The 14766-nt window shown below is 36.7% G+C and carries 28 protein-coding genes; all 28 read right to left on the bottom strand.

Translation table 11 applies throughout. From position 1 onward, the window contains the following. Positions 1–157 precede the first annotated feature (157 nt). The 28 genes from gpG to C9J37_RS16150 all read right to left on the bottom strand — a co-directional run bounded on the left by gpG (position 158) and on the right by C9J37_RS16150 (position 14713). Positions 158–469 (bottom strand): phage tail assembly chaperone G, encoded by a 312-nt coding sequence (gpG, locus tag C9J37_RS16275; RefSeq protein WP_107896182.1) that lies wholly within the window; start codon positions 467–469, stop codon positions 158–160. Positions 470–541: 72 nt separating this feature from the next. Next, positions 542–1126, bottom strand: a complete 585-nt coding sequence (locus tag C9J37_RS16270) for a major tail protein (RefSeq protein WP_107896181.1) — start codon at positions 1124–1126, stop codon at positions 542–544. Positions 1127–1156: 30 nt separating this feature from the next. Further along, on the bottom strand, positions 1157–1444 hold the full coding sequence (locus C9J37_RS16265) for a DUF2829 domain-containing protein (protein ID WP_107896180.1): 288 nt from the start codon (positions 1442–1444) through the stop codon (positions 1157–1159). A gap of 24 nt (positions 1445–1468) precedes the next feature. Further along, the gene (locus C9J37_RS16260; protein ID WP_107896179.1) at positions 1469–1813 is read right to left on the bottom strand and encodes a hypothetical protein; all 345 of its coding nucleotides are present in this window, start codon (positions 1811–1813) and stop codon (positions 1469–1471) included. Further along, the gene (locus C9J37_RS16255; RefSeq protein ID WP_107896178.1) at positions 1810–2235 is read right to left on the bottom strand and encodes an HK97-gp10 family putative phage morphogenesis protein; all 426 of its coding nucleotides are present in this window, start codon (positions 2233–2235) and stop codon (positions 1810–1812) included. Before C9J37_RS16255 ends, C9J37_RS16260 begins: the two co-directional genes overlap by 4 nt. Next, complete coding sequence (locus C9J37_RS16250; protein WP_107896177.1) at positions 2236–2568, bottom strand: phage head closure protein; 333 nt, start codon at positions 2566–2568, stop codon at positions 2236–2238. It lies immediately after the preceding gene. Then, positions 2546–2878, bottom strand: coding sequence for a head-tail connector protein (locus tag C9J37_RS16245; protein ID WP_107896176.1), 333 nt, complete (start codon positions 2876–2878; stop codon positions 2546–2548). Before C9J37_RS16245 ends, C9J37_RS16250 begins: the two co-directional genes overlap by 23 nt. Further along, positions 2878–3111 carry a hypothetical protein gene (locus C9J37_RS16240; protein WP_107896175.1) on the bottom strand — a complete coding sequence of 78 codons (234 nt, stop codon included), beginning with the start codon at positions 3109–3111 and terminating at the stop codon, positions 2878–2880. Before C9J37_RS16240 ends, C9J37_RS16245 begins: the two co-directional genes overlap by 1 nt. A gap of 45 nt (positions 3112–3156) precedes the next feature. Beyond that, a complete protein-coding gene (locus tag C9J37_RS16235; protein WP_407656260.1) occupies positions 3157–4338 on the bottom strand; it encodes a phage major capsid protein in 1182 nt (393 codons plus the stop codon). Positions 4339–4410: 72 nt separating this feature from the next. After that, a complete protein-coding gene (locus tag C9J37_RS16230; protein ID WP_107896173.1) occupies positions 4411–5163 on the bottom strand; it encodes a head maturation protease, ClpP-related in 753 nt (250 codons plus the stop codon). Continuing rightward, positions 5156–6394 (bottom strand): phage portal protein, encoded by a 1239-nt coding sequence (locus C9J37_RS16225; RefSeq protein ID WP_407656259.1) that lies wholly within the window; start codon positions 6392–6394, stop codon positions 5156–5158. Before C9J37_RS16225 ends, C9J37_RS16230 begins: the two co-directional genes overlap by 8 nt. A 15-nt stretch (positions 6395–6409) precedes the next feature. Next, a complete protein-coding gene (locus C9J37_RS16220) occupies positions 6410–8113 on the bottom strand; it encodes a terminase large subunit (RefSeq protein WP_107896172.1) in 1704 nt (567 codons plus the stop codon). Beyond that, entirely contained in the window at positions 8110–8628 is a 519-nt protein-coding gene (locus C9J37_RS16215; RefSeq protein ID WP_107896171.1) for a phage terminase small subunit P27 family, read from the bottom strand. Before C9J37_RS16215 ends, C9J37_RS16220 begins: the two co-directional genes overlap by 4 nt. Before the next feature lie 124 nt (positions 8629–8752). After that, on the bottom strand, positions 8753–9124 hold the full coding sequence (locus C9J37_RS16210; protein WP_107896170.1) for an HNH endonuclease: 372 nt from the start codon (positions 9122–9124) through the stop codon (positions 8753–8755). Between the two features lie 13 nt (positions 9125–9137). Next, positions 9138–9467 carry a hypothetical protein gene (locus tag C9J37_RS16205; RefSeq protein ID WP_137067839.1) on the bottom strand — a complete coding sequence of 110 codons (330 nt, stop codon included), beginning with the start codon at positions 9465–9467 and terminating at the stop codon, positions 9138–9140. After that, positions 9433–9618, bottom strand: coding sequence for a hypothetical protein (locus tag C9J37_RS16200; protein WP_107896168.1), 186 nt, complete (start codon positions 9616–9618; stop codon positions 9433–9435). The genes C9J37_RS16205 and C9J37_RS16200 overlap by 35 nt, the downstream gene beginning before the upstream one ends. Next, positions 9615–10190, bottom strand: coding sequence for a hypothetical protein (locus C9J37_RS16195; protein WP_107896167.1), 576 nt, complete (start codon positions 10188–10190; stop codon positions 9615–9617). Before C9J37_RS16195 ends, C9J37_RS16200 begins: the two co-directional genes overlap by 4 nt. A gap of 3 nt (positions 10191–10193) precedes the next feature. Continuing rightward, entirely contained in the window at positions 10194–10427 is a 234-nt protein-coding gene (locus C9J37_RS16190) for a hypothetical protein (protein ID WP_107896166.1), read from the bottom strand. 3 nt (positions 10428–10430) lie between these two features. After that, a complete protein-coding gene (locus C9J37_RS28305; protein ID WP_167397330.1) occupies positions 10431–10607 on the bottom strand; it encodes a hypothetical protein in 177 nt (58 codons plus the stop codon). Between the two features lie 113 nt (positions 10608–10720). Next, positions 10721–10885 carry a sporulation protein Cse60 gene (locus tag C9J37_RS16185; RefSeq protein WP_107896165.1) on the bottom strand — a complete coding sequence of 55 codons (165 nt, stop codon included), beginning with the start codon at positions 10883–10885 and terminating at the stop codon, positions 10721–10723. A gap of 668 nt (positions 10886–11553) precedes the next feature. After that, the gene (locus tag C9J37_RS16180) at positions 11554–11910 is read right to left on the bottom strand and encodes a hypothetical protein (RefSeq protein ID WP_107896164.1); all 357 of its coding nucleotides are present in this window, start codon (positions 11908–11910) and stop codon (positions 11554–11556) included. A gap of 106 nt (positions 11911–12016) precedes the next feature. After that, a complete protein-coding gene (locus tag C9J37_RS16175) occupies positions 12017–12439 on the bottom strand; it encodes a DUF722 domain-containing protein (RefSeq protein WP_107896163.1) in 423 nt (140 codons plus the stop codon). 30 nt (positions 12440–12469) lie between these two features. Beyond that, positions 12470–12643 (bottom strand): hypothetical protein, encoded by a 174-nt coding sequence (locus C9J37_RS28300; protein WP_167397329.1) that lies wholly within the window; start codon positions 12641–12643, stop codon positions 12470–12472. 24 nt (positions 12644–12667) lie between these two features. Then, on the bottom strand, positions 12668–13123 hold the full coding sequence (locus C9J37_RS16170) for a class I SAM-dependent methyltransferase (protein ID WP_025220154.1): 456 nt from the start codon (positions 13121–13123) through the stop codon (positions 12668–12670). A 14-nt stretch (positions 13124–13137) separates the two neighbouring features. Beyond that, positions 13138–13665: a nucleoside triphosphate pyrophosphohydrolase family protein gene (locus C9J37_RS16165; protein ID WP_107896162.1), complete on the bottom strand. Its 528-nt coding sequence runs from the start codon at positions 13663–13665 to the stop codon at positions 13138–13140. Continuing rightward, a complete protein-coding gene (locus C9J37_RS16160; protein WP_167397328.1) occupies positions 13652–14086 on the bottom strand; it encodes a YopX family phage-derived protein in 435 nt (144 codons plus the stop codon). The genes C9J37_RS16165 and C9J37_RS16160 overlap by 14 nt, the downstream gene beginning before the upstream one ends. Continuing rightward, positions 14083–14499, bottom strand: a complete 417-nt coding sequence (locus tag C9J37_RS16155; RefSeq protein ID WP_107896160.1) for a YopX family phage-derived protein — start codon at positions 14497–14499, stop codon at positions 14083–14085. Before C9J37_RS16155 ends, C9J37_RS16160 begins: the two co-directional genes overlap by 4 nt. Then, positions 14486–14713, bottom strand: coding sequence for a hypothetical protein (locus C9J37_RS16150; RefSeq protein ID WP_107896159.1), 228 nt, complete (start codon positions 14711–14713; stop codon positions 14486–14488). The genes C9J37_RS16155 and C9J37_RS16150 overlap by 14 nt, the downstream gene beginning before the upstream one ends. Positions 14714–14766: the final 53 nt, after the last annotated feature.

Here is a 14766-nt window from a genome sequence, read left to right as displayed (position 1 = left end):
AACCACGAAATTTCGTCGGCTGTGACTTCTTCTATTTCTTCATATTCATCTGAAAGCTCAAACCAAAAATGGATGTCCATTTCATCGATTTCATGTAATTTATAGCCCTCTTTCAAAAGGCTTCTATAAAACTGTTTAATACTTTGATATGGACTTCTTACTTTCCCTCATTATCTGTGGAGGGCTTTGTTTCAAGACCACCGATATTAAGCACATTATTAAAAACACGCATGATTTCATCATTTAATTTACCTGCTTCTAAACCGTCCCATACGTCATCCACAGTGAATTGATTATCAAAAACATTTACAACAAATCCAATCATTTCATCGAAAGTTTCCACTGAAATCTCATTGCCTTCATTACGCATTTTTTCATTCATCTTTAAAGCATTACGGAAAACCCTTGCCTTGATAAAGTCGTTAGTAAAAGTTTTTTCTTCCTTGTTAACTCGTAATGTGATTTGCATGTTTCATCCATCCTTTTCGTTAGTTACATAATTTTATTTAAAAGAAAAGAAGCCCTCGAAAGGACTTCAGTTTTAAGGAGTTGGTACTGTTTGTTCTGTAGGTTTTGCAACTGAAGCAAAGAATGTTTCTGCTGTAGCTGTTACCCCTGCATCGCGCGTATCAACTGTATGTTTGATATTCCCGTCAATTAACGGTAAAGCTTCACCACTAAATGGATATACTTTATAGTTTGTTTCGCCTTTTTTACGTGTTGCATTTGATTCTTCGCCAGGCTTTAATTTTGCTTTGTAGAACCAAACCAATTTAGATCCTGATTCAAATCCGATAGCAATAGCATTAGGTGAATCATTTGAGTTGGTGATAATACCACCTTCTGCTGACTTTTTATGCCCATACCAATCAACTAAAACTTCTGTTGGTAAATCAGCAGTTTCACCTGCAATTGTAATGGAATCCATTTGTGCTTCTTGGTCCACCACGCGGTCTCCAGCATCTAAGGATGCCTCTGAAAAGTTAGGTGTTAGCGTTAATGAAATAGGCATCGTTAATGTTTTAACGTCACCCCATGTTTCAGTTTGTTCATTTGTCATTAAAGCATAGTGGATTCTTTTTAAACTAATTTTTTGCGGTTTTTCATTTACCGTTGTAGCTGCCATTTACATGACCTCCTATTGTTTTATAAATTGTTATTCAACAGTTTCCCAATCTTCTGCCAACATATCTGTTTGTGAAGCTAACCATCCAACTACTATAGAACCATCAGCCGCTTTCATGTCGATATGAGCGTTAATTTGCACACAAGTAGTTAGTGCTGGAACAGTAGGTTGAACATGTTGTTTCGCTTCATTTCTTAAGTTTTCGCGGAATACTTTTGTTCCGTTGACTAAATAAATGAACATTCCTTTCCCATTCCAACCTTTACGAGCCACTTTGTGACCTTGTTTTAACTTTTCTAATGCTTGCCCGAAATCCAAGTTATATCACTCCAATTTTCAATATTAATATTCATCAAAAAAGACGAATCGCAACACTTTGTTAAAGTGCGAGTCGCCTTCTTGTTTTGGTGCATCGTATTCAAATGTTCGTTCATAACCTGCTGATTCCATTGTATTTCTGATGTCTTCCACAAGATTATGATAATTTGTTTTCGACCACACATTCACTTGAATTAATCGCCCTGTTTCAAGCTCTTTATCACCAGCTTCTAGTTCAGGATTTGCATTCACTTCAAGAAAAGTAATGTATTGAGCAGGAATATTCGAACCAGTAGGGACTGTATTAAAATAAATGTCTTGAATTAACGGCTCTAGTAATTGAGTGATGTACTCGCTAATATCAATCACAATCTCAACGCCTTTCTAATTTCATCAGCCATAGCATTGACTGCCTCTGACTTTTTATTTTCAAATCCTCTTGTAAAGAATGGATTAGGAGCAATTGGTCCCCATGTTACTAACTGACGTTTGCCATTCTTGAGCGTATATTTACTCCCAGCAGAACGGCCACCTTCGATAATGTGTGCATGGTAAGCACTCCCTGTATGCACTTTGGCTTCTCCCTCTTTAGCTCGCTTTATCTTAATATTATTTTTGATAGAAGTAGCACTAGAATTTTCTTTTCTTTCATCCTGTGGGGCTTCTTCAATCACTGCTTCTTGAATTACTTTTGCCGCTTTATTCAATGCTCTATTTTCATCAGCTTCTTCTAGTGGCAAATTCATTAGATTCTGTAGTATTGCTTCCATCCCATTCAGTTCTAAGCGCACTTACAACACCTCCGTAACAATGATAGTGAGCCATTGGTTACGCTCGTCATCATTCACTAAAGATTCAATTTCATAAAGCTTGCCTGCTATTTCAACCCGCATTTCTTCATGAATATCGTTTCGATAGCGAATACCCACAATACGTTTACCTTGCCATTGTGTAGCGTCCGAATTAAACACTTTGTAACCTTTTTGCGATTTTACTTCTGCCCATAATTTTTTATACGGTGTCCAATCTTGACTCGGCCAACCATTTACTATTTGCCCTGGTGGGTTAAAGAATGTAACACGTTTATTTAATCGAGCAGCATTATTGTTGTACTGATAATTCATCAGGATTCACCCACTTCAATTGCAGAATCATCGACTGTAAACCGTACGGAATGGGCTGTTGTGCCGTTTTAATTGTGGAAGGCGTAATTGCTATGCGATTCTCATAAAAGTGTGTAGCGAGCGTCATAATGGCTAATCGGTGCTGTGCAAATACGTCTTTGCCCTCCACAATCAAATAGTAGTCACTTGGTTGCTTAACCCCTGCATTTTCAAGGTAAAATTGTGCTGATTGAATAAAAGTAGAAAGGGAACGATTTTCATCATCCCCATCAATTCGTAAATATTCTTTTAGTTCATCGAGTAATTGCATTAAGCATCACTCTTTTCATCTGTGGAAGGCTCTTTAGGTGCTTGCTTTGCAGTAGCCTTTTTAGGATCCTCTACAGCTTTTAAGAATGCTACCCCATATTCTTCATGGATTTCTGTTAAAGACTCGGCACGTGCCTTCACTAGCTTTTTACCATCGACTGGATAGTTGTCACCCACTTCATAAACATGGCCGTCATGATTTTTTTCTTGAAATCGATTAATTACTTTGTACATGCAGTTCACCTTCTTTCGTTAAAATAAAAAACCCTATTCCTTTTATTAAGGAGTAGGAGTTACTTCTGCGATACGGAATGCAGATGATAATTTGATACGGTGATCGAAGTAAGCTGTAACAACAAATTGTTCGATACCTGTTTTGATATCTTTATCACGTTCGAATGTTTCACCAATATCGTAGTTAAAGTGAGAATAAGAAAGGTCTCCAATAATCGGCTTTGTTGCAGCATCCGCAAAAATAACTGGCTTACCTAATACTTGTTCTGGTTGTGCTGTATAAAGCGTTGCGTTTCCGTTTGCTAACGTTTCGATAATATCGCTATAATCCTTGAATGTCATAATGATTTTTGCATTTTCACGATAATCCTCATGTAAGTCAGCAATAGCATTTTTGATAGCTTTGTACATATCTGCACCAGCCACTTTTACAATTGCATTTTCAGTTGAGTAGAAGCTCATATGTTCTTCTCCTACTTTTGGTGAAGTAGCAAATGCCACTTTCTTTTCTTTTGCTGCCACACCTGATTTAAGTGCGTTTTCAACATGCCCAACTAAATCAGCATCAGAACCGTTAATTACAGTTTCAGATACACCTGCAAATACTTTGAATTTATTTCGCGTGAACGCTACTGTATCACCTTTTGCTTTTAATTCTTTAGCAGTTGCCATATCTGCGATGAAGTCGTCATCATCTAAAGTGAAAGATAAACGTGGTAGTTCAAGATTTGTAATTTGTGTTACTGCAGAATGGCCGCGTAATGGGTTTTTTGCTAAAGGCGCTAAGATTACGTCTTGTGAAACTGTTTTAGGCAAGAATTTACCTCCACCCGATGCTGCATCATCCCCAAGTGCTGCACGAATATCTGCATCGATAGCTTTTCCACGCATAGTAGAACGAACCAACGATGCTTTGGCAGCAATAACTTTTTGTTGCGGGTTATCGATGGCATTTAACCCTTTGTTAGCATCAAGTTTAGCTTTAACTTCTTTTTCTACTTGATCGTGTTGTTGCTTAATTACATCAAAACGTAATTTTAAATCATCACGAGATTTTTGAGCCGCCTTGATATCTTCTGGATTTGAAGTTGGATCAGAAGCTTTTGCAGTTACTTCGCCTTCTGCTTTCTTTAATTGTTGACCAATCATCATTAATGATTGTTTTAATTCGTAAAGATTTTGGTCACCTGAGAACAGTTGAATGTTCAATGGCATTAGCATTTTCATCGCGTTTTTGTTTTCCAAAGATTTTAATAGTTTTTTTGTTTGAGTTTTCATATGAAATTACCTCCTAAGTAATTAAAGAATAGTTTCTAAATAAGTTAGATTCGCCTTCGAATCTGCAATTATGCGTTCACGTAATGCTTTTTCTTCCGCACTCATTACTGGCGTGGATGGCTTTTGTTGTAGAAGTTGTTGTGGTACATTTCGATATTGCTTCGCCCACTTTTCGTCAAACGCATAGGCAACAGCTTGATTAGCTTCAACAATTTCGTCGCAAAGACCTAACTCTAAACACTGTTCTGCAGTAAGCCACTTATCTTCTTCGAGCATCTCGTATAACTGTTCTTCTGTCATTTTGTCGCCTGATCGATCTAAATAATGTTGGCACATTGCTTTGCTAATACGCTCTACATCATCCGCAGCTTTTCGAAGTTGTTTAGCGTTGCCCCAAGCACCTGTCATCGCATGATGAATCATCATTAATGCGTTAGACGGCATAATGATACGTTTCGAAATCATTGGTAAGACAGATGCGCAAGAAGCAGCTAATCCATCAATGTGCGAGATAATGTCAGCTGGATGACGTTGTAGCATAGCGATAATCGCCATTGCTTCAAATACAGAACCACCCGGAGAATTAATGTATAGATTAATAGTTTCGATTCCATCACCAAGCGAATCTAGTTCGTTCTTAAATGTAATAGATGAAACCTCTCCATATTCTTCCCATGCGTACTTAGTTATTTCGCCATAAATAAAAACGTCAGCCGATTTCCCATCAGTAGACGCCTTCATTTGAAAAAACTTTTGTTGTTGTTTTTTACTCACTTTTCCCACCTCCTTCCACAGTTGATGCAGTAGCAGTGGACTTCCGCAATACAGGATCCATTTCTTGTGGATATAAGTCTCCGGAAATCCAAAGTACATCCGCCTTACCGCCCATCGGCGCCAAATCTTCAAGCATCCGTACCTCATCCGGCTTCATTGCCCCACTCCGTAACATTGCTTGATAGAAGTTTGTACGCGCTGTAGTATCTCCTCGTAAAAGTCCACCAAGGTTGAATTTAAAATACATACCTTGCTTTCGGTCTGCTTTCGTAAGTAACTTTCGATTAAATTCATGTTCGTATTGTCTTACGATAGGCAACAATGTCATGTTTACGAATTGAATTATTAATTGCTCATTGGACGCCATTGTTCCGCCTTCTACATCATTAAGGAAGGACACTGGCACATTAAAAACATTGGCTACCCGTGAGCGCGTTATCCGCTCTGATGCCAATGTATCGGATGCAAAATATTGTTTTTTAAGTTCAGTCAATTCAACACCAGGCTCTTGGAATAAGATACCACCATTTTCAGCATAGAATCGTTTGAAATCTGCAATAATACGGTCTCGCTTATCTGTATCAACATTCGCTGCATACTTCAAAATGAATGATTCTTTTTTCTCCATTTCCGATAAGCTAAATTCTTGAACAGCCTTGTCATACTTAATGGTATTAGCCAATACTTTTAGTGGTGATAAACCTCGGATACGCGCTGGACCACGAATATGCTTAACATGTACCATATCTGTATTAGCTACAAACATCGTCCCTCGCTCTCCTTGGACTTGGTACCATAACAATCCATCATCTTTATTGATAAATTCAGTAACACAGGATGGGTCCAGTGGGACAATTTCATTTGGTCGCATGCGTATATCGCGCAATATAATCGCGTAACCATTTCCTGTTTCATTTCTACTTACTTCTAAAGCATTTAATAAATCAAAGCTACTCATATTTTGGTTTGGCTCATTTATGAGTACATCTGAAATATCGTTTTGTATCACATCATAATTTTGATGTAATTTAATAGGTAATGCCGAAATGGTATTAGCAAGGCGACTAATAACACTAAATATGGTTTCATTTGTTGCTAATTGGCTGTTATCGATGCCCCAAAAGGTTCGACCAAACCAATTGGAGAAATCCCATGTGGAACCCTTCCAACCTGTAGTAGCCCCCGCATATGCCATATAGGCAGAAGTTTTAATTCGTTGCCATAGTTTCAATTTCTCACCTCCTCCTTATAAATCATGAATTGAAATGAAGCTGATGTTTCCATCACCACTATCGAATGTTGCGTATCTAGCTTGAACAAAAGCAGTTATAATGGCTGCTATTGGGTCAATTCTTTCTCTAGATTTTGATTTTGAAAGTTTAATACTTTCATTGGCTGCCATTTCAGCAATTGCATTACCGACTGCCCATGATAATACCTTATCGCCTACATGGGTAATTTTCTTTTGATGATCATTATTTTGATAAACATAATCTCGAAATTCTTTTGTTGGCTCTGATAATGTAGGGAAACCTTGACGAACTTCAACAATTGTTAGCCCATAGTTAGCCATGTTTTGAGCAAACTGCGTGGCACCGTATGGATCGTAGCAAAATAGAATGACATTCAATTCATTGTTATTGATAAAATCCATTATCCATTGCTCTACGAAACTATAATCTACTACTGCACCTGGTGTAACATCCATCCATCCTTCTTCTATCCACACATCGTATGGCACTTTATCTTTCGCTCTACGCTCTGCAAGTGCTTCTTCAGGCATAAATGAATGTTGTCCAACATGAAAGCCGTAGTCAGTAGGGAAAACATATCCTACTGAAGTTAAGTCAATCTTCTTTGATAAGTCGACCCCAATATAAACATCACGGCCATTCATCTCAAATGCTTCGATTTCACCGGCTTTCCACTTATTCGCGGGTATGTAGCCCCCTTCTTTCATATCCACCCATACATTCATTGTTTTTGTTAAAAAGGATCGCATCTTTTCCGGAACATCCAAAGCTGTTTTTAAATCAGAACGAATAGAAGCAAGTCCTTCTTCGTATGTAGCTACGATAGGATTTGCCTTTATCCAATTACTCTCGTCCTTTATGTCATCCCCTGGATCTAATTCGCAAATGATGCCAAAGTAATCATCATTCTCTGTATCATCATCAGGATTTAAAATTCGAGATACATATTCGTACTCAACAAAGCACGGCCGACTTAAATCAAATCCTGCTGTGGTAATAACAAACATTAGTGGCTCTTTACGAGCAACCATCCCTGATAACAATACATCGTAAATTTCAGACGTTAGATGATTATGATATTCGTCCACAATGCCTACTGACGGGTTTTTACCATCACCTGTTTTACGAGTCTCACGGGATAATGGAACAATGACAGAACCATTGTTGTAAACTTCAATTTTTCCGTATGCTTCTTTCCATCTTCCATCCAAAAGATCACTTGAATTAATTCCGTCACGAACAGCAATATATACCTCATCTGATTGGTCTTTTTGCCATCCAGCAATATACATACGTTGTTTTTCATTGCCTAGGAATGCAATGTATGAACCGACGATTGCTAAGAACTGTGATTTGGCATTTTTACGTGCGAGTTGAATATATACTTTACGGAAACGACGTGCTCCATTGCGTTTCTTTTTAAAGCAAAAGATATTTACAGATATGAAGAGTTGGAAATCATTTAACTCAACCTTTTGACCAGCCAGTACACCTTCAACATGTTCAAACTCATTTGCCCACCAATAGAAATCCTCGGCCACTTCTTCATCAAAATAAAAAGGACTGTCATCACTTTGACAATCCCTGTAGTCTTTTAAGAAGCGTTGAATAGCCCATTTATGTTTAATACTAGCTTTAATTTTTCCGCTTAGAATATCATCACAATAATTAAAAACACGTTCTAAAACCCAATTCATAATCTATCACCAAACCGCTTCTGGGCTTCGCTTTTGCCTTCCACAGTTGAAGGGGAAGGGATAACCAATTTCAAGCGAGATGTAATAGTAAGACCAAGATCAGCAGCTGCGGAACGACATTCGTTAAACAATGTATTCTTAGTACGTTGTAGTTTTGGATAATCCTCATTAGCAATTACTATTTTTTTACCGTTCTCTTGTTCGATTGTTTCAGTTGGCTTTATTTTTCGTATATCTTTAACCAACTGCAAATACTGATGTTTTGAGTCTAAATATCTTGCTAATGAATCAATATCAAGCTCACTGAATATTTCAAGGGCAACAAGCTTTTCAGCAATATCAGCAAACTCTTTCTTTTGAGCTGCTGTTAAATACGACGGAATTTCAATGTTTTCTGTAGGCCCGCGCATCTTTTCTTCATGATTTTGACGCTTTTTTATTTCGTCTTTTGTTAAATGTTTTGAGCGCCCATTCCCTAGAATCACTTGCAACGGCTGCTTAATTCGACCTGCCATACTATCACCTCACTTTCATATTTCTTTAGGTTTCTGAAAAAATTTTTAAAAACGGGTTTTTCTGCGCGGAAAACGGGCATCCGGTGTAAGTTGTTTGTGATTTTCACACAATTCAAGAGGGGGGCTATCCCTCTTTCCTCTCCGAACCTGTCTTCTTGTTGTGGCATGACTGACAAAGTAGCTGTAAGTTATCTTCATCTAATCGTTTATTCCAGTTTTGTTTGATTGGTATGATGTGGTCGACAATAGTTCCGACTGTAATTCGTTTTTGATTTAGACATTCAATACACAATCCATTATCGCGAATCCGAATTAAATCCCGTGCTCGTTTCCAAGCTGCTGAATGGTAGAATTGTTTGCTTCGGTCGCTTCGATGATACTTATCGTAATAACGATTGTTATCGACTTTGGCTGTCTTATGTTGGTCACAATAGCCATCACGAGTTAGCTGTCCACAACCAGGCTTGTTACATGGTCGTAAAGGTTTACTGTTCATGTGTTGTCCTCTCTTACTTGATGGTGTCCATGCGGTTCTTAATGTCTGCCTTTAGCTTGGACTCCTCTTGCTTCAACTGTGCCAGCTTGTCACCATCAGCCCACTTCATCTTGCGGTGTAGCTCACGCATCTTTGCTTGTAGTTTACGTATTGATTCATCTGTATAAAAACAGACATACTCACGTCCACAGTTAGGACAGTTGAAGTATGTCTTCTCAATTGAGTTATGAAGTTTGTCTTTCTTAAAGTGTTGGACATAAAACTTATGACCGCATGACTTGTTGCACTTAGCGTAGATTGGTTCCATATCATTGACCGCCTTTAAGCTTAAGGATAGCATCATCTATTTCAACTATTGTATTTTCGATTTTTGTTTTGTCTTTATTCAATTTGGTTAATTGTTCGGAATGGTGATTTATATTTTCATTCGTGTGTTTCAATTCTTTTTGAGCATTTCGTTTTTCCCTCTCAAATATTTCAATTGCTAATTTCATAACCAGTTGCTCCCTTCTATTCGCGTTGTAAAATCTTTTAATGCGCTGTCAATTTCCTCGGCACTTTTACCATTTACTTTGCCAATTGATATTATTATTTCTTTAAGCTTTTCGATTTGCATCTGTGGTCCATCTTTAACAATTCCATTATCAATCCTATCCAACTCATCAGCCAATGCACCAACATGCTTTGCAATTGCTCTAAGCTTTAACTTAGATTTGTCATCGAAATTTAAATCAATGGTGATTGTAGACTTTGGTTTAGCCAGATATTTAATGTTCTTAGTCCATGTATCAACGGAAGCACCATTACATTTCTCACACACAAATACATCAATGGCTTTGTTATTACATTCATTTTTCTGAACATGCTTGCATCTTAAACATTCACTTTGTATAAACTTTTTATTGTATTGTTTCTTTAAGTCTCTGTAATATGGTAAGCTCTTATCTTTCTCCTTGTCATAAGGCTTAAGTAAAACAGGACCACAACAAACAGGGCAAGTTACACCATCTAAATGTCTGCCTTTAAATACATGGGACGAGTCATTCATACATTCACAAACTTGCATTGTTCATCCCTCCTCTTGATTAAGCGATTCATCTAATATACTGGTAACTAATTTCTTAACAGCACTTGGACCAATCTCACTCATTTCGTTTGGAGTTGTATTACCTGCCAAATCAATTGCCATTACATCAAGTTTGCTAACAGATTCTTTTCCGCATAGTTCGATAAGTACTTCAACACCTATACAATCAGTAACCATAGATACTAATACAATCTTTTCAGCCTTTGTTAATTCCATTGTTCAGCCCTCCACAACTCTTAGTGATTCAACTTGACGCTTCAACCGTTCTGTTAATATTTCAGTACATACATTAGATTGAATACCTTCAAATAAATTACCAACCTCATGATAAAGTGCCATAAGCTTTGCATCTCTTTCGCGTTTCAGTTCATTAATTTCTTGTGATAAATCAATCATGATACAGCCCTCCACAATTCATAGTTATAGCTTTGGTACATCATGTACTAGACCCTCTTATGGCATAATAAAAAGCCGCAACTCATAGTGAGTGCGACTTCTTATGTAATTTATTATTTGTAAAGTATTACAGCCACAAAAGTCTCGTCCTTACCATTATTAGCACCGCTAACTTTCAAGTCAACAAATTCATATGACTCTATATTAGCTAGAGCAGTATTGATTTTTTCTTCTAAAGTCGCTGCACCTGAAGCTTTAACAACTTTCACTTGTAACATATTTAACACCTCCAATCTACCTATATATCATAGGATAAATGGTATGTTATTCCAATAATATAAATCTGACATAAATAATAAGAGACTACCAACATAGTAGCCTCTCCGTAGTGTTGACGATCCCGCAATCGTCTTATTAAGTTATATGGTTGTCTTTCCTGCCTTCAACCAAGGCTTTGTAGGTACCTATACTATAAGTATGATACGGTAAACCTAACGACAGGTAAGGATTTACACCTTACATGATTAATCTAACCGTTTATGCACCACTTTAGAATTATATGAATCGTAGCCATTATATTGTTACTGGCGCCATAATTTAGTTCACAAGATTACGCTTGCTTTTAGTGCCATAAAAGGCGTTTATCCATTGCACAATACACAGCCTTGACCAAGTTCTTGTTACTGTTACTTATAGTCAAAATTCATAACTAAAGCTGATTAATCTACGTTTTAGCGTCTACTTATTCCGCCACTATCGCCTTATTAAGTTGAATGCTTGTTTTTAGCAACACACGTACAAGCGATCGTGGTTATTATTGTAGATACTATTTTTCAACGCATTTCCGTGCGCTTTTGAAAACTTATCACAATATCAATTTACAACGTTTTTTAGCGAAGTTCACTATACCTCACAATTACGCATATATCCTAATTAATATTAATTACTAATAATTTTTCTCCAATTCGACTATAAAATAAATCATTTCTTCAACATATTTAAGTATTCCCTCGTTATCTTCAATTTCACTTTCATCCATATCTCTTTCAGATGGAGCATCTAATAACACTTCTTTGTCTTTTAGCATTTCCGTTTTACGTTTAGCTAAAAAAGCTTTTATAACTTCTCTAGTGTTTTTAGTTTCATTATAGTAAGATGATTCTTCTTTTAATATTTGTTCTAATTCATTTAAGGTTTCAGGGATCATTCCTTTTCTAATTTCTTCTGTTTTCCCCAAATAAAAGTACATAATATTCGAATCAAGCTTATTTGAAAATATTTGATATAAATTCTTCCGAATCATTTGTTTGTCTCCTAATCTAAAAGTAATTGAAAATAAACTTTTAATATTATTAAATCACTTTTAGGATTAGCGTTATATAGTACGTTTTTGATAACTCACATTTCTGTTACATCATCCAACCAATTCGTTTAGCTGTCATGTCAATTAATGCATTGCGTTTTCGTAGTACACGTTGAACAGACATATATAATTCATCTGCGATATGCTGCCATTCATAACAGTTGTTTTCTGTGTCCCAATAACGCATATCGACAATTGTTTTTAAGTCGTTATCAAGTTCTTTGTAAATGTCCTCCACAGTTTTTACGATTCGGCTTAAATTTTGATAGTAGACATCATTCATTAGAACTACAGCTTTATTATGTGTAGGATTGGATATTTTACTACTCTTGGCATTAAAGTTTAAGGCATCTTCATTGTGTGGATTTAATAACTCCCATTCCCGATATTTTAATTGTTTTTTATAGACTTCATAATCAGTCCAGTACTTTTCAATCGTTTGTGTTTCACTACGCGATAACGTAGGCATGTGCAGCACCTACCTTGTTTGTTTATTTCATTAATCAAGCTTAATTAATCGTCTGCCTTTTCTTTCACTAGTGCGCTTTTGATATGTTGGTGTCATATAAAAATGGATTGTCCTTTCACCAACTTGAAATTGTTCTGCTAACTCTTTAATAGTTCCAACCGATAGTAGTTCATCACCTTTATACAATGCGTATTTGGTTGCCATTGAATCACCACTTCCTCTATTAATTTATTTCATAAACACTACCCAATGTGTCTTACTGCGTTTATCCCCGAATAACGGTTTGTGGCCAAAGCAGTCCAAAACCTCTCGTAAAGAAATTTGGTCTTCGTTCCATTTGAATATCAATGTGCCATTTGGTTTTAGTACACGCATACATTCATCAAAACCTTGCATCAAATCCATTCTCCAAGAAGCTTCATTCAATTTGCCATATTTTTTAACTAGCCACGAATTATCTCCAGCACGTACTAAGTGCGGCGGATCAAATACCACCATGTGAAAACTGTCATCTTCAAACGGCATGTTACGGAAATCAGCGACAATATCTGGTTTCACAACTAATCGGCGACCATCACACAATGTAGCTTCTTCTTCACGAATATCCATGTATAACGCATCCTCATTTTGCTTATCGAACCAAAACATCCTGCTGCCGCAACAGGCATCTAAGACTCGTTGCATTCCACTCACCCTTTCTACTGCACCGTATCAACACGCTTTTTACTATCCTCAACATTGAATTTATCTGGATAACGCAATTTCAATTTATCAATGTTCATTTTGCAAATTTGTTCAAAGGATGAATCGTACATTTCAGCGAGTACAATTAAATTTTGAATTAACATTTTTAATGCTAATATCATCTTACTTGAATTTAATTCATGACGATGAAACACGAATTTCTTCACTTGTTCTGAAATCTCACCGGATAGGATGATGATTTTATTGATTATGCTTTCTCTTGTGCCTTCCACAGTATAATTAGCAAGTGGCTCGTATGTTTCGCCTAAGAAGGTTAGGATACCAAAAGCATAATGCGATACATCACCAATTTCTTTTAGAATTGCATCACGATCGTTAACAGCACTCAATACCTCGACACACTCACCAATCAAGCCTAAAGCATAATTAGTTATGCCATGTTCTTTATGAATATGGTTTTTCGGCTCACCTTGTAATGGCATTGTTCGTTTTGACAACTCTTGAAATTTATTTAGTTCCATTTTGTAGTTCCTCCAGTAGTGTAGGGTTTTCGTATATGTTGCCAACGACTTTAAAATCATGTTCATTCAAATAAACTGCTTCCTCACCATCAACGCCTACTGGTAGTCTAGCTACAAAACATGCTTCCTCGTTTTTATATTCGATAACACGTAATACATTGCTGTTTATATGGTCTATATCGCCTAAGTAATCAACAATATCCCCTTCGTATATCTCTTTTCCTTTGGCATCCTTTAAACCCGTATACTGCATATAAGTAATTTTGTTATGAAGTGAATTTAATGGCTCTTTGCCACTTGTGGCGAAAATATCGTTTATTAACCCTCCCATAAATTCGATATGTTGATTCATGAATGGATACGGACCATTTTTGATGTGTTCATTTTCAACCCAAGCCCTAAACTTAATTTCTCTGCTCACGCTATGCCCTCCAACAATTCAGGATTTTCGTAGATGTTGCCGATGACTTCACAATCGTTTCCAGTTTCATCTGAGAAATCAAAATACTCGTAAAATTGGTGAATAGGTGAATAAATTAATTTCTCTTTCCAACTAAATTCAGTCCACTCTATAGTTGTTATGATGTCTCCTATTCCACTTGCTGAAGGAGTTTTTAAAATATCCCCCTCATAAATCTCCTTCCCGTTCTTGTCCTTTAATCCTGTGTATTGCATTAATTCGAATCCATCTGATATCTCATCTGTACAAGTTTCTTCTTCTGGATGTTTTTGATAAATTAAAGTACCATCTTCAAAATTTAAAAATGCTACTGTATCAAAGTATTCCATTTCTCCAATGTTGCTCCACCATGCCCGAAATTTAATCTCTCGCATTCTGCATTTCCTCCAGTTTCTGTTTTAGTACTGTCAAATAAACAATTTTGTCCATCGACTCTTGTATTGCGTGCTCAATCCATTCAATTGTTGTGTAATCCATCGGATTGACTGTTGTACCATACTTCGCAAGACCTTTCGCAGTCTGTAATTCTAGTGAATTTTGAATCTCTCGTAACACTGGATTAGCTAAAATTTCATCTTCAATTGACATTTAAATTACCCCTTGCTCAATTTTTCTTCGAATATCAATGGATTTAATGTTGT

The organism is Lysinibacillus mangiferihumi, assembly GCF_003049665.1.
GTDB lineage: Bacteria > Bacillota > Bacilli > Bacillales_A > Planococcaceae > Lysinibacillus > Lysinibacillus mangiferihumi.
The sequence above is the reverse complement of the archived record's forward strand: the minus strand, read 5'-3'. Positions and strand labels throughout refer to the sequence as shown.

Coding starts and splice junctions, on each gene's coding strand:
- gpG (WP_107896182.1), bottom strand. CDS start 469: ATGCAAATCACATTACGAGTTAACAAGGAAGAAAAAACTTTTACTAAC.
- C9J37_RS16270 (WP_107896181.1), bottom strand. CDS start 1,126: ATGGCAGCTACAACGGTAAATGAAAAACCGCAAAAAATTAGTTTAAAA.
- C9J37_RS16250 (WP_107896177.1), bottom strand. CDS start 2,568: ATGAATTATCAGTACAACAATAATGCTGCTCGATTAAATAAACGTGTT.
- C9J37_RS16245 (WP_107896176.1), bottom strand. CDS start 2,878: ATGCAATTACTCGATGAACTAAAAGAATATTTACGAATTGATGGGGAT.
- C9J37_RS16240 (WP_107896175.1), bottom strand. CDS start 3,111: ATGTACAAAGTAATTAATCGATTTCAAGAAAAAAATCATGACGGCCAT.
- C9J37_RS16235 (WP_407656260.1), bottom strand. CDS start 4,338: ATGAAAATGCTAATGCCATTGAACATTCAACTGTTCTCAGGTGACCAA.
- C9J37_RS16220 (WP_107896172.1), bottom strand. CDS start 8,113: ATGAATTGGGTTTTAGAACGTGTTTTTAATTATTGTGATGATATTCTA.
- C9J37_RS16215 (WP_107896171.1), bottom strand. CDS start 8,628: ATGGCAGGTCGAATTAAGCAGCCGTTGCAAGTGATTCTAGGGAATGGG.
- C9J37_RS16210 (WP_107896170.1), bottom strand. CDS start 9,124: ATGAACAGTAAACCTTTACGACCATGTAACAAGCCTGGTTGTGGACAG.
- C9J37_RS16205 (WP_137067839.1), bottom strand. CDS start 9,467: ATGATGCTATCCTTAAGCTTAAAGGCGGTCAATGATATGGAACCAATC.
- C9J37_RS16200 (WP_107896168.1), bottom strand. CDS start 9,618: ATGAAATTAGCAATTGAAATATTTGAGAGGGAAAAACGAAATGCTCAA.
- C9J37_RS16195 (WP_107896167.1), bottom strand. CDS start 10,190: ATGCAAGTTTGTGAATGTATGAATGACTCGTCCCATGTATTTAAAGGC.
- C9J37_RS16190 (WP_107896166.1), bottom strand. CDS start 10,427: ATGGAATTAACAAAGGCTGAAAAGATTGTATTAGTATCTATGGTTACT.
- C9J37_RS28305 (WP_167397330.1), bottom strand. CDS start 10,607: ATGATTGATTTATCACAAGAAATTAATGAACTGAAACGCGAAAGAGAT.
- C9J37_RS16185 (WP_107896165.1), bottom strand. CDS start 10,885: ATGTTACAAGTGAAAGTTGTTAAAGCTTCAGGTGCAGCGACTTTAGAA.
- C9J37_RS16180 (WP_107896164.1), bottom strand. CDS start 11,910: ATGATTCGGAAGAATTTATATCAAATATTTTCAAATAAGCTTGATTCG.
- C9J37_RS16175 (WP_107896163.1), bottom strand. CDS start 12,439: ATGCCTACGTTATCGCGTAGTGAAACACAAACGATTGAAAAGTACTGG.
- C9J37_RS28300 (WP_167397329.1), bottom strand. CDS start 12,643: ATGGCAACCAAATACGCATTGTATAAAGGTGATGAACTACTATCGGTT.
- C9J37_RS16170 (WP_025220154.1), bottom strand. CDS start 13,123: ATGCAACGAGTCTTAGATGCCTGTTGCGGCAGCAGGATGTTTTGGTTC.
- C9J37_RS16165 (WP_107896162.1), bottom strand. CDS start 13,665: ATGGAACTAAATAAATTTCAAGAGTTGTCAAAACGAACAATGCCATTA.
- C9J37_RS16155 (WP_107896160.1), bottom strand. CDS start 14,499: ATGCGAGAGATTAAATTTCGGGCATGGTGGAGCAACATTGGAGAAATG.
- C9J37_RS16150 (WP_107896159.1), bottom strand. CDS start 14,713: ATGTCAATTGAAGATGAAATTTTAGCTAATCCAGTGTTACGAGAGATT.